This window comes from Heyndrickxia shackletonii (assembly GCF_001420715.1).
Classification (GTDB): domain Bacteria; phylum Bacillota; class Bacilli; order Bacillales; family Bacillaceae_C; genus Margalitia; species Margalitia shackletonii.
The window spans coordinates 3302808-3315276 of sequence record NZ_LJJC01000004.1; the positions used below are offsets into that span (position 1 = coordinate 3302808).

The 12469-nt window shown below is 35.8% G+C and carries 12 protein-coding genes and 1 riboswitch; of the genes, 3 read left to right on the forward strand and 9 right to left on the reverse strand.

The window, feature by feature from the left end:
* Positions 1-72: 72 nt before the first annotated feature.
* Positions 73-261, forward strand: coding sequence for a YkvS family protein (locus AN964_RS15840; protein ID WP_055740616.1), 189 nt, complete (start codon positions 73-75; stop codon positions 259-261).
* Between the two features lie 43 nt (positions 262-304).
* Here AN964_RS15840 and AN964_RS15845 read toward each other — a convergent pair whose 3' ends face one another.
* Complete coding sequence (locus AN964_RS15845) at positions 305-1348, reverse strand: YkvI family membrane protein (RefSeq protein ID WP_055740617.1); 1044 nt, start codon at positions 1346-1348, stop codon at positions 305-307.
* A gap of 333 nt (positions 1349-1681) precedes the next feature.
* On the opposite strand from AN964_RS15845, the gene AN964_RS15850 reads away from it, so the two are divergent.
* Positions 1682-3832 (forward strand): ATP-dependent Clp protease ATP-binding subunit, encoded by a 2151-nt coding sequence (locus tag AN964_RS15850; protein WP_055740618.1) that lies wholly within the window; start codon positions 1682-1684, stop codon positions 3830-3832.
* 257 nt (positions 3833-4089) lie between these two features.
* On the opposite strand, the gene AN964_RS15855 is transcribed toward AN964_RS15850, so the two are convergent.
* From AN964_RS15855 to AN964_RS15865, 3 genes are all read right to left on the reverse strand, one after another.
* On the reverse strand, positions 4090-5784 hold the full coding sequence (locus AN964_RS15855; protein ID WP_055740619.1) for a M3 family oligoendopeptidase: 1695 nt from the start codon (positions 5782-5784) through the stop codon (positions 4090-4092).
* A gap of 141 nt (positions 5785-5925) precedes the next feature.
* A complete protein-coding gene (locus AN964_RS15860; RefSeq protein ID WP_055740620.1) occupies positions 5926-6366 on the reverse strand; it encodes a MarR family winged helix-turn-helix transcriptional regulator in 441 nt (146 codons plus the stop codon).
* Positions 6367-6884: 518 nt separating this feature from the next.
* On the reverse strand, positions 6885-7160 hold the full coding sequence (locus AN964_RS15865) for an aspartyl-phosphate phosphatase Spo0E family protein (RefSeq protein ID WP_055740621.1): 276 nt from the start codon (positions 7158-7160) through the stop codon (positions 6885-6887).
* Between the two features lie 221 nt (positions 7161-7381).
* Between AN964_RS15865 and AN964_RS15870 the strand changes: the two genes are divergently transcribed.
* Complete coding sequence (locus AN964_RS15870) at positions 7382-7789, forward strand: YkvA family protein (RefSeq protein WP_055740622.1); 408 nt, start codon at positions 7382-7384, stop codon at positions 7787-7789.
* Between the two features lie 142 nt (positions 7790-7931).
* Here AN964_RS15870 and AN964_RS15875 read toward each other — a convergent pair whose 3' ends face one another.
* The 5 genes from AN964_RS15875 to AN964_RS15895 form a co-directional block, all read right to left on the reverse strand.
* On the reverse strand, positions 7932-8465 hold the full coding sequence (locus AN964_RS15875) for a cupin domain-containing protein (RefSeq protein WP_055740623.1): 534 nt from the start codon (positions 8463-8465) through the stop codon (positions 7932-7934).
* Positions 8462-9100 carry a methylthioribulose 1-phosphate dehydratase gene (locus tag AN964_RS15880; RefSeq protein ID WP_055740624.1) on the reverse strand — a complete coding sequence of 213 codons (639 nt, stop codon included), beginning with the start codon at positions 9098-9100 and terminating at the stop codon, positions 8462-8464. The genes AN964_RS15875 and AN964_RS15880 overlap by 4 nt, the downstream gene beginning before the upstream one ends.
* On the reverse strand, positions 9097-9759 hold the full coding sequence (locus tag AN964_RS15885; protein WP_055740625.1) for a 2-hydroxy-3-keto-5-methylthiopentenyl-1-phosphate phosphatase: 663 nt from the start codon (positions 9757-9759) through the stop codon (positions 9097-9099). Before AN964_RS15885 ends, AN964_RS15880 begins: the two co-directional genes overlap by 4 nt.
* Positions 9756-10967 (reverse strand): 2,3-diketo-5-methylthiopentyl-1-phosphate enolase, encoded by a 1212-nt coding sequence (locus AN964_RS15890; RefSeq protein WP_055740626.1) that lies wholly within the window; start codon positions 10965-10967, stop codon positions 9756-9758. Before AN964_RS15890 ends, AN964_RS15885 begins: the two co-directional genes overlap by 4 nt.
* 68 nt (positions 10968-11035) lie before the next feature.
* Positions 11036-11143: riboswitch (SAM riboswitch) on the reverse strand.
* Positions 11144-11245: 102 nt separating this feature from the next.
* Positions 11246-12418 carry a pyridoxal phosphate-dependent aminotransferase gene (locus AN964_RS15895; RefSeq protein ID WP_055740627.1) on the reverse strand — a complete coding sequence of 391 codons (1173 nt, stop codon included), beginning with the start codon at positions 12416-12418 and terminating at the stop codon, positions 11246-11248.
* Positions 12419-12469 lie beyond the last annotated feature (51 nt).

Genomic DNA, 12469 nt, shown 5'->3' on the forward strand with positions numbered 1-12469 from the left:
ATATGGTGCAAACTGTTAACTAAGTAGATTGAATATTATAAAATTACCTTTTAGTGATAAGGGGAGATGGCATTGAAAAAAGCCGATGTGGGCAATCTTATTGAATTCAGGGATGGATTACAAGGGATTGTTGAAAAGGTAAATGAAAATTCTGTTATAGTTGATTTAACGTATATGGAAAACTATCGTGATCTTGACCTCGAAGAAAAAACGGTTGTAAATCATAAAAACTATAAAATTATTGCAACATCTCATAAGTAAATAAAAGAACCTAGGAAATGATTAATCATTTCTTAGGTTCTTTTTATTTACGGAGCTTATTATAAGGCTTAAACCAAAGAAGAAAAACAAAAAGCAAGCTGAAATAGCCAAATAAAGGATATAAATAGGATAGTAGTGTACCATAATGAAAATAACTAAGACTATAAATAATGATTAAAATAAATGTAAATATCCATCCACGATGAATGGAAATATATTTACTAAATTGTTTTTCCAACCCATAAATATTTCCAATTAATGAAGTAAAAATCTCTCCGAAAATAATTAGTACATATATAAAATAGATGCCGATAAAGGAACTCTTAACAATTGCAGCCATTGGAATTTCATAAAACTGCACATTAGGTAATGTAATGAGGGTAAAGTGACTAGAAACTAAAATCAACGTTAAAAGGATTCCCCCGATGATTCCCCCTAATTTTACGGTTTTTTTATCATTTACTTCTGCTGCAATCGGAACAAGAACAGCTTGCGCTAACGACAAATTAAAAGCGGCATAGGAAAAAGGGGAAACAACCGCCTTCCATAAATGAAGATCCTCTGGTATATTCATAAAATATTGAACAAATTGCCAATGAGTAATTGATTTTGTCATTACAATAAAATTAAATAAAAGCATAATGGGGACAACGAAGGTATTCACTGCAAATATCCCTTTTGAACCAACGGCCATCACTAGAATTGTAAGACCAATAGTAAAAAAAACTCCTACCCATTTTTCTAAGGCTAATTCCTGCTGAAAAACAGCACCTGCTCCAGATAACATCACTGCACAAACACCTAACAACATGATCATCATAAAAATGTTCATGAATTTAGCTAATATTGGTCCAAACAAATATTCATTTAATTCTTCGTATGAATTAGCTTTTAGATCAATTGCTTTCACCATTAATTTTGATCCTAAAAGGATAAACAAATACCCCGCTGCTAATATGGCGAAAAACCCAACAAAACCGTATTTAGTAAAAAACTCAACAATTTCTTTACCAGTTGCAAATCCTGCTCCGATCACTGTTCCAACATAGACAGCCGCAACTTGCAAAGCACCAACCCACTTAGTCACATTGCATCTCCTTTCAAATAAACGACACTATTAAAAGATATGTACAAGTTGTCTAAAATAAGACAAGCAATTAATGAAAAAGAAATAATAATCGTATTTTGTATATGGAAAATTTTATTAGTCAAAAATAGTCAAAAATGGTTTACAAATCGTTTTGGTTGATGTATACTGATTTCACAAGGTCAAAGTTGGTCAAATAACTCCTTGTTAATCAAATTCATAAATATTTTTTTGAAGGGTTTGATCTATTAAACCTTTTTCTTATAATTAATTAGTCAAAGTTAGTCAATGTCAAATTTATTGTTTTTCTTTCTTTAAGGAGGAATGATTTGAATGTTATGTCAAAAATGTAATCAAAACGAATCAAATATTCAATTACATGTAAATATTAATGGAAAACAACAAGATATGTATTTATGTTCAACTTGTTATCAACAAGAAAAATCGAAAATTGGTAATCCATTAGGAGGTGCGCCTATGATGAATGGATTTGGTGGTTTTAACGGATTCGGTTCTATTGATGATTTATTTAAAGGATTTGCCGTCCCCGAGAATCAAATGAATGCAACTGTGAAAACCGAAGCCCAAAATGGCGGCGGCGGTTTCTTAGACCAATTTGGCCGTAATTTAACAAATATGGCGAAGGCCGGACTAATTGATCCAGTCATTGGCCGTGATAAAGAAATTAAGCGTGTGGTTGAGATTTTAAATCGCCGAAATAAAAACAATCCTGTATTAATTGGGGAGCCTGGTGTAGGTAAAACAGCGATTGCTGAAGGGCTTGCATTAAAAATTGCGGAAAATGATGTCCCTTCAAAATTAAAAAATAAAGAGGTATATTTATTAGATGTGGCTTCATTAGTAGCTAATACAGGAATCCGCGGTCAATTTGAACAAAGAATGAAACAGCTTATTGCTGAGCTCCAAAGAAGAAAAAATATCTTATTATTTATTGATGAGATTCATTTACTTGTTGGCGCCGGTTCTGCGGAAGGATCAATGGATGCAGGTAATATCTTAAAACCAGCACTCGCACGCGGTGAACTTCAAGTTATCGGAGCAACTACTTTAAAAGAATACCGACAAATTGAAAAAGATGCAGCATTAGAGAGACGATTTCAGCCAGTTCAAGTAAATGAGCCTACATTAGATGAAACTGTTCAAATTTTAAATGGCTTAAAAGCAAAATATGAACAGTACCATGGGGTTTCATTTACAGATGAGGCTATCATGGCTTGTGTCGAGTTATCACATCGTTATATTCAAGACCGTCATTTACCTGACAAAGCAATTGACTTAATGGATGAAGCTGGTTCAAAATTAAACTTAACCATTGATGTAATGAACAAAGAAGATATTCATGCACGTTTAAAAGAAATTCATCAAGAAAAACAAGTTGCACTTGAAAACGAGAAATATGAAGAAGCTGCAAAATTACGTGACGAGGAAGCAAAATTAGAAAAACAACTTGCATCTAATATGGAAAGTGTAAAACCAATAGTGGAAGCTTCTCATATCCAAGAAATCATTGAGAAGAAAACAGGTATTCCAGTTGGTAAGCTTCAAGCTAATGAACAAGAAAAAATGAAAAATCTTGAACAACATTTAGCTGGTAAAGTAATTGGCCAAGAAGAAGCCGTTCGCAAGGTTGCTAAAGCAATTCGCCGCAGCCGTGCTGGACTTAAATCTAAAAATCGTCCAATTGGTTCCTTCTTATTCGTCGGCCCTACTGGGGTTGGTAAAACTGAACTAACGAAAACACTTGCAGAAGAATTATTTGGCACGAAGGATGCCATGATCCGACTCGATATGAGTGAGTATATGGAAAAACACAGTGTTTCTAAATTAATCGGTTCACCTCCTGGATATGTAGGACATGAGGAAGCTGGTCAATTGACAGAAAAAGTACGTCATAACCCATACAGTATCATCCTATTAGATGAGATTGAAAAAGCACACCCTGATGTACAGCATATGTTCTTGCAAATCCTTGAAGATGGACGGTTAACAGATAGTCAGGGACGTACTGTAAGCTTTAAAGATACTGTAATCATTATGACAAGTAATGCAGGCATTGGTGTAAAACCTATTCACGTTGGATTTGGCAACAACGAAGCAATGAAAGAAGCTAGTATTTTAGATTCATTAGGAAGCTTCTTTAAACCCGAATTCCTTAACCGTTTCGATAGTATAATTGAATTTAAAGCATTAGAAAACGAACATTTATTAAAAATTGTAGATATCATGCTTGCTGAGCTTCAAGTAACATTAAAGGAACAACAATTATCTCTTGAAGTTACAGAAGAAGTGAAAGAAAAACTTGCGGAAATGGGTTATCATCCTGCATTTGGTGCAAGACCTTTACGAAGAGTTATTCAAGAACAGCTTGAAGATAGCATTACTGATTTTATTCTTGAGCATCCTGATCAAAAATCATTAATCGCTACGATGAACGAAGAAAAAATTACTGTTGTAGCTAAATAAACACTAAGTTCAGAATGCACAAATGGGTTCTAACCATACTGTTAGTGGTTAGAACCCATTATTTTTTTTATAAAGTAAAAGGAGTCTCAGAGGTAAACGGCACGAAATTTTGCCCAAAGCGCTCGAAATTAGAAGTGAACGGTACGACTTTCTCTTCAAATGGACCGAAACTAACACCGAACTGCCCTATTTGGGTAATTTACACTAGTACCCTTCAAAATAATACCACCCGTTCCTCACGGGTGGTATTATTATTATTATAGTTTTTTATCATCCACTTGATCAAGCCAGCTTTGAATAGTGTCAACCACTGATTCTACACAGCCGTCTTCAAAAGGTGAAATAAGATTTGCTTCTGCAACAAGGCCAGTGAATGATTTGCTTCCACCTTGTTTACATAAATGAAGATAATCTTTCCATGCTTCCTCATGGTTTTCTTGTGACTTTTTCCAGAACTGGAATGCACAAATTTGTGCCAAAGTATAGTCAATATAGTAGAATGGCGAATTATAAATATGGCCTTGTCTTTGCCAGAAGCCTCCGCGGTTTAAATAATCATTGTCATCATAATCACGATGCGGCAAATATTTTTCTTCAATTTCTTTCCACGCTTGTTTTCTTTCAGCAGGGGTAGCATTTGGATTTTCATAGACAAAATGCTGGAATTCATCTACTGCAACACCATATGGCAAGAATTGAAGTGCCCCACTCAAATGCGAGAATTTATACTTCTCTGTATCTTCTTTAAAGAATAGCTCCATCCATGGCCATGTAAAAAACTCCATACTCATGGAATGAATTTCACATGCTTCATACGTTGGCCAATTGTATTCAGGAATCTCATAGTGACGGCTTGAATAAACTTGGAATGCATGACCAGCCTCATGTGTTAATACGTCGATGTCTCCAGATGTTCCGTTAAAGTTTGAGAAAATAAATGGCGATTGATAATTTTCAATGTACGTACAATAGCCGCCGCCAGCTTTTCCTTTTTTCGCTACTAGGTCCATCAAATTCTTTTCATTCATAAATGTAAAGAATTCATCTGTTTCAGAAGATAGCTCTGCATACATTTTCTTGCCATTTTCAATAATCCATTCTGGTGATCCTTTTGGTGTAGCATTTCCGGAGGTATATTCAAAACCTTCATCATAAAACTTTAAGGAGTCGACACCAATTCGTTCTTGCTGGCGTTTTCTAAGCTTCGTTGTAAGCGGTACAATATAATCCTTCACTTGATCGCGGAATTTTGCAACCATTTCTGCGTTATAATCCGTACGGGCCATACGATAATATCCAAGTTCAACGAAATTTTTATATCCTAAAGTTCTTGCGATTTCATCTCTTACTTTCACTAATTGATCGTAAATCGAATCAAACTCTTCCTCATGCTCTGCAAAGAATCCGAATCTTGCTTCATTTGCATTTTTACGCATTTCACGGTCTTTTGATTCCGTAAATGGCTGCAATTGCGCAAGCGTCCTTTCTTCTCCTTCAAACATGATTTTTGCTGATGCTACAAGTTTCGTATATTCAGAGGAAAGCTTATTTTCCTTTTGCAAAAGTGGAATGATTTCAGGAGAAAAAGTTTTTAACTGTGCTTCTGCTAAAGCAAACAACTGAGTTCCCCATTTTTCTTCCAACTCAGAACGGAATTTAGAGGAAACCAGTGCTTGGTAATACTTCGAAACAAACCCCTCTACTATAGGAGCAATTTCATCCATATAGTCATTTTCTGCTTTGTAGAATTCATCGTTTGTATCTACAGTGTGACGAATGGAGCAAAGGTTAAACATCGTGCCAAGCTGGTTGCGAATTTGATTAATCCGATTCATCGCTTCGCTTTGCTCTGAGGCACTTTCTGCATTTTCAAACTTTTCAATTTCCGATTGAAAAGCAGCCTCTACTTCATCCATGTTTGGTCTTTCATATTTATAATCTTCGAATTTCATATGTATTAACACCCCTTGATAATAGAATACTCCCATAATATTCGCTGTTCTCGTGCGAAAGTCCTTTATTTCATAAAAAAAACTTTGCACATCATCGAGTTCATTTAAACATAAAAAAGCACCTCAAAATGAGATGCCTGCCTAGATTAAGTTCCTTGTATTATATCCAATTTTCTTCAATAACTCGATTGCCATTTCCTTTTCATCCGAATTCAACACAGACATCGACTTTTGAATTCGACTTCGATGCTCGGGAAAAATGGATGCAATTAATTCTTTCCCTTTTTCGGTTATATGAGCATATGTTACACGACGATCTTCTGGACATGTAACGCGAATAAGCAACTCCCGCTTCTCTAGTTTATCCACTACATATGTAATACTTCCACTTGCAAGAAGAATTTTTCCGCCAATTTGCTGCAATGGCTGTTCGCCTTTATGATATAACAATTCTAAAACAGCAAATTCTGTTGGGTGAAGTCCGCATTTCTGAATAAATTGATTCGAATATTCATTTATGGCACGAAACGCTCTAGATAAAACAATAAATAATTTTAGTGCTTGTTGTTCATCATGTTCCATATTATCATTTCCTTTTCGTTCGTATAGGAATATTTACATTTTAACTCTGCGAATAACTGCCTAACCAAGTTGTCTCCGTTTAACCCGACTAACATACTCTCCTAGTCTCCCATTCGGAAAGGGCATCAGGAAAATTTTCAAGTGCCAATTTCACTGGTTTCTGAATTACCTCCCTGTTTCCTAAATCTTCAGGTGAAATTAGCACTGAAAATTTCAATAGTACGTACGACGATGTTCAAGGCGTTTGCCGCATTTGATTCCTACTACATAAAATTATTGATATTATAAGGAATATAGAAATATTTGTCAATTTATTTTAATCTTAAGTTAATCTTGTAATTTCTTAAATTAATATAAAAAAAGGTTAACCCAAAAATAAAGGATAACCTTTTCTAATGTATGAGGAAATGGTTGATGGTGGTATTGAAGTATAATATGATTGTTCATTTCTTTATGATTTCATTACCATTTGAAGACTCTCTTGTAAGTTGTTAAGCAGACCCATCATTATGTTCTTGTTAATACACTCTTTTTAATTGATCACGTGAAATGGATTTCCCTGTTTGACAATACAAAATAAAAGACATTTCTTTCACAATACTTGCCTGATCTTGATCATTTCCTTCCTGGAAGAGGTAATGATACTCATTAAGAAGCTCGTCCAATTGCTGACTGCAGGCAACTGTCTTTTTATCTGTTAAGCCATAACATTTACCAAGGTCAATCATTTCTTCCCGTTTTTTTTGAATTTGATTTAAAAAACTATCTTCTGATACTGTATCACTATACACCATTACTATCTCCTTCAACCACAATATTATTCAAATAACGAATTATTTAATTCACTTGAGAATTATCGCAGGTATTGACGAAAAAGTAAATAGATTCGCAATATTAGACAAAGGTTCTAAAAAAGTTTTGTTATTCTACATATTTCCCGCGTATTTTCGACAAAAATAGCTTGGTTCGACATTTTTCTTCTGTATCAGCAAATACTATTATTGGGAGTGATAAGATGTTTATTAAAAAACTTTTAGGAAAAATAGCATATAAGCTTTTTTATAAGGAAGCAAAAAAATACCTTCATGATAAAAAGGGGACTGACATTCTTCTCTCACGTACGGAACGAAAAGCTTTAAATAATAAGCTGACATTAGGGAGTGTTTGGAGAAAATTATCATTACTTATTCAACTGTTAAAATCATGGGTTACCGGGGAATATCGAGATATTCCTTACAAAACGATTAGTATGATAATAGTCGGGCTTTTATATTTTATCTCCCCTATTGATATTATTCCGGATTTTCTTTTTGGATTTGGTTATATTGATGATGCAGCCGTTATTGCTCTGATCTTTTCACAAATCGATAAGGACCTGCTAAAATATCTTGAATGGAAGAAAAACAATGATCGGGAAGAATGAAAAAGACCAGGAGAAAAGTTTCTTCCTGGTCATTGATTATAAAAAATTTACTATGGATAAGCTTTTAAAAAATGTCCTACGTCTAGCTACAGGTGAAATTTGCACTTCAATTTCAATAGCGCCTATCGCTAGCGCATTTGGTTTATGCTTCTACTTCATCTTTCTCGTAAATTGGAACCCATCCTGCTTCTGTAACAAATATTCTTACTGCAACCACTTTGCGGTCTTCGGATAATGTAAAGTAATGGCGAACATTTTCTGGTACGGAAATAAGATCGCCAGGATTTAAATGAACCTCAAAGAAGTCCTCATCAGAACCTTGAATAATAAAGACACCATGACCGCTTACAATAAATCGGACCTCATCATCTGTATGATGGTGCTCTTGTTGAAAGTTTTGCAATAATTGTTCTAAATTTGGTGTATGTTCTGCCAAAGAAATAATATCATGTGCCTGGTAGCCTCTTCTTGCAGAAATGTCCGCGATTTCGTCTTTAAATACATCCAATATTTCTTGCTTTTCTTCCTCGGATAAAACATATTTTTCTTGAAGATGTTCAGGTAGCTTTGCAATATCCCAGCTTTCATAAATAACCCCTTGATCTTGCAAGAATTCAACTACTTCCTCTTGATTATCAATCACTCTGTTTGTACCTTGAATCTTAATCGTTGTCATAATGTTATTCCTCCTAATTTAACATTTTCTAATTGTAAAATGGTAAGTTGATATTGAAATAAAAATTCTGCAGCTTCCAATAGTTTTTTCGCTTCAAAGCCATTTTTACCCCATACAGTAATACCATGATTTTGAATCAAAACGGCCCCTTTATCTTCTTGAAGATAATGAGAAAACTCACTTGCTAATGTAGGAATATGAGCATGATTTGGAATAATGGGAATTTTTAAAGTGGCATTTTCTCCCCATAAATCAAATGCTTTTATTAACTCTAGCCCCTTAAACACCACCTCTTTCTCAGATGAATACCATTCAGAAATGACATTATTGGCTACTGTATGTACATGTAAACTGCACCCAGCATTCGTTTTTTGATAAATTTCACAATGAAGCAGTGTTTCGGCAGAAGGTTTTAATGATGTATCATGTACAGGTTTCCCATATTGATTTACCAACAAGAAATCTTCACTGGTTCTTTTTCTTTTATCCTTTCCGCTTGCGGTTACAAGAAAGTGGACCGGTTCATCGTGAACCTTTATAGCCAGATTTCCACTTGTCCCCATGAACCAATCTCTGACCGCTAATTCATCCTTTATATCAGCTAGTTCATTCCATCTTTCCTCTAAAATAGTCATACCCTCACCTCCAATTCTTTTTCTAAAATACCTATACAATCATTGAAGGTTTGGAACGGATAATAGGGAAGACCTAATTCTTTGCATTTATCAGCCAGAAAATCTCGTGCTATTATCAGGTCAGCAACCTTAGCAGCTTCTAAATCCGTTATAGAATCACCTATTACAATTTTAAAATGGCTCTCATTCGTAAGCTTGCGAATAATAGATGTTTTACAGCACCCACATCCGTTGGAACAATGATCATCACATGGGTTCGGCCACTTAATTTGTATGTTCTCACTGCTGAAATCTCCATGGTTGCAAAAAACAGCTTGAAATGGTCCGAATGACTCAAGCATTGGATAAACAAAGAAGTCGATACCTCCACTTACAATATAAAAAGGGATATTCTTTGACTTTGTAAATTGAACAAAATCTTGAAAACCATCGCGAATCGTTGCATTTTGCTTTACATATTGAACAATTTCGTCTTTATAACCAGACGGCAATAAGGAAAACATTTTGCCTACTCCCTCTTCAATCGTAACAGCTTGAGAAAGTACTTGATTCTTTATTTGCTCCCAACCATCTGGTGCAAAATGCTTCATAATCGAAATAATATTATCAGAATTTGTAATCGTCCCATCAAAATCACAAAAAATTATCGGTTGCTTCACTTCGCCGCCCCCCATAATTCAAGTGCTGTCCTTAATTCAGAAAATTGGGAGGCTGCATCCTCGAGAGATTGATTCTGTAAAACTGCCTGGATAGCTTGCCTAAACGCTTTTCCGCCGCCAATGGCACCTTCAGGATGTCCGTGAATTCCTCCACCGGCATTAATAACACTATCTAGTCCAAAATCCTGGTAAAGAAGCGGCACCAATCCTGGATGAATCCCTGCGGATGGAACTGGGAAAGTCGTTTTTACAAAGCTTTCTTCCGTTAATGCTTTCCCTATCGACAATGCAGCGTTTTTTTCCAAAGCTACACTTCCATACGGAGATGGAAACAGCGAAAAATCCGCACCTGCTAATCGCAGTAATTTCCCTAATAACAACGAATGGGAAACACCATATTCTTTTGATTGTGTTATTGCACCACTGTAAGCTGGATGTGCCATTAACGGCAAACCAATCTCATCGTCCTCCCGCAATTGTTGCAGAGCATCTAAGCCATAGGTGAAAACATTAAATAATAAAAGATCAGCACCTAATTCTCTGGCTTTTCTAGCTTTATCTCGGAGTTCCAATGTTCTTCCAGTTAAATTAACAGCATACAAGGTTCGATTCCCTGTTTCCTGAAAGACATCATCCAAAACCCTTCTCCCCATTTCAATTCGCTTTTCAAAGGGTGCTGATTCTAAATCAAATAAAATCTCATCGTCTTTGACTAAGTCAACACCACCGAGCGCTTGATTACGGAGCTGTTTTTCTAGAAAAGGGATGTCCCTGCCGATTACGCCTTTAAAAATACTCATAAGGAGGGGGCGGTCAAATATATTCAGTTTTTCACGTATACCATGAATACCAAAGCGCGGACCCTTAAAATATTTAGTAATATCCCCTTCTAGCTCTAAATCTACTAATCTTACTTTTCCGTCTAAAGAGAGTTTTCCAAAAACCGTAGTCAATATAGCTGGTAAATCTGGTGTAAAATTAGCGGATGGATATGCAATTTTGATCGTTGCCTTGGCATTTTCTTCAGAATCAGTTTTAATCTCTTCCACGGAGATAACTCTTCCCTTATGCTTCTTTAACTGATCTTGTTCAATAATCGGCAAATTTGTCCAAGAGCCGATGGTTAATCCTAAGGCAATATCTTCTGCCTTTTTATCAAATGTTTTCGGTTTTCCGTATATGGAATATGTTGCAATTACCTCACTCAAGTTATTTGCCCTCCACATTAAAAAATACAAAAACCTCTTCATAAGAAGAGGTTTTATGGAAAAACTTCTTCTTATCTCTCAGCCTTATAGCTGCAAGAATTAGCACCGTGTCTAAACAAATTAGATCGGTTGCCGGGCTTCAAAGGGCTCGTCCCTCCACCTGCTCTTGATAAGAATCATTTTATTTTTAATTCGATTTTATATACTTTTTTGCGTTTTCAATTTAATCTTTACTTCAAATTATTATGAATTATGCCACCATTTTTTCAGGTTGTCAATCAAAAAATATTTAATTTCTTTATACGATTGGCTGCTTCTGTCAGTCTGGATTCAGACGTTAATAGACCTACTCTTACGTAGCCTTCCCCGTATTCCCCAAAGCCAATCCCTGGTGCTACTGCAACATAGGCACGCTCTAACAACAAATCCGAAAATTCAATGGAAGAATACCCGTCTGGTACCTTTAACCATGCAAAAAAAGATCCTTTTGGTGCTTGAACGTCCCATCCAATATCTTGTAAGCTTTTGATAAAAGCATTTCTTCTCTCCTCATACATTGCCGTTAATTCATGGACGCATTCTTGTGATTCCAAAAGCGCTGCCGCTGCTGCTTCTTGTACAGCTCCAAATAAACTAACATACAAATGATCCTGTATCAAATTTATCGCTTCAATCACACTTGCATTTCCAACAGCAAATCCTACACGCCACCCTGCCATATTATATGTTTTAGATAATGTATAAATTTCAATTCCAGTATTTTTTGCACCTTCTGCTTGCAGAAAACTCACTGGCTTTTTATTATCAAAGCCAATTGCACCATAAGCAAAGTCGTGTACTACACAAATATTGTGCTTTTCCGCAAATTGAACCGTTTCATCGAAGAAAGACACATCTGCACACGCACCTGTCGGGTTATTTGGATAGTTTAAGAACATCAGTTTTGCCGAATCTGCGATTTTCTGTGGAATAGAATCATATTTTGGCAAGAAATGATTCTCTGCAAGTAAAGGCATATTATGCGTCACTGCTTGGGCCAACGCTACTCCTGACATATAGTCCGGATATCCCGGATCTGGCACAAGTACCGTATCACCGGGATTTAGCAAGCATTGGGAAATTTCCACAAGGCCAGCTTTTCCGCCAAACAAAACTGCCACCTCTGTTTCCGAGTCAAGTGTTACCCCGTATTCACGTTTATAAAACGCTGCAACCGCTTCTTTTAAATAACTATATCCTCTAAAAGGGGAATATTTATGATTAATAGGATTGGAAGCTGCCTCCTGCAATCGTTTGACAATATGCTCAGGTGTAGGCTGATCCGGATTTCCTTGTCCAAGATTTATCACATCATGCCCTTGCGTTTTCACCTGCTCCACCTTTGAAACTAGGGATGCAAAAAATTGCTTCGGTAAGTGTTTCAGAATATCGGATTTAGGAAACGTTTTCATAAAATCACCCTTTTTAATTATATTTATAAAGTGTTATGTAACTTCAAATTG

What these genes read in the sequence shown, in the direction of transcription:
- AN964_RS15880 (WP_055740624.1), bottom strand. Translation starts at nt 9,100, where the DNA reads ATGACTATTTTAGAGGAAAGATGGAATGAACTAGCTGATATAAAGGAT.
- AN964_RS15860 (WP_055740620.1), bottom strand. Translation starts at nt 6,366, where the DNA reads ATGGAACATGATGAACAACAAGCACTAAAATTATTTATTGTTTTATCT.
- AN964_RS15850 (WP_055740618.1), top strand. Translation starts at nt 1,682, where the DNA reads ATGTTATGTCAAAAATGTAATCAAAACGAATCAAATATTCAATTACAT.
- AN964_RS15855 (WP_055740619.1), bottom strand. Translation starts at nt 5,784, where the DNA reads ATGAAATTCGAAGATTATAAATATGAAAGACCAAACATGGATGAAGTA.
- AN964_RS15865 (WP_055740621.1), bottom strand. Translation starts at nt 7,160, where the DNA reads ATGGTGTATAGTGATACAGTATCAGAAGATAGTTTTTTAAATCAAATT.
- AN964_RS15895 (WP_055740627.1), bottom strand. Translation starts at nt 12,418, where the DNA reads ATGAAAACGTTTCCTAAATCCGATATTCTGAAACACTTACCGAAGCAA.
- AN964_RS15875 (WP_055740623.1), bottom strand. Translation starts at nt 8,465, where the DNA reads ATGACAACGATTAAGATTCAAGGTACAAACAGAGTGATTGATAATCAA.
- AN964_RS15870 (WP_055740622.1), top strand. Translation starts at nt 7,382, where the DNA reads ATGTTTATTAAAAAACTTTTAGGAAAAATAGCATATAAGCTTTTTTAT.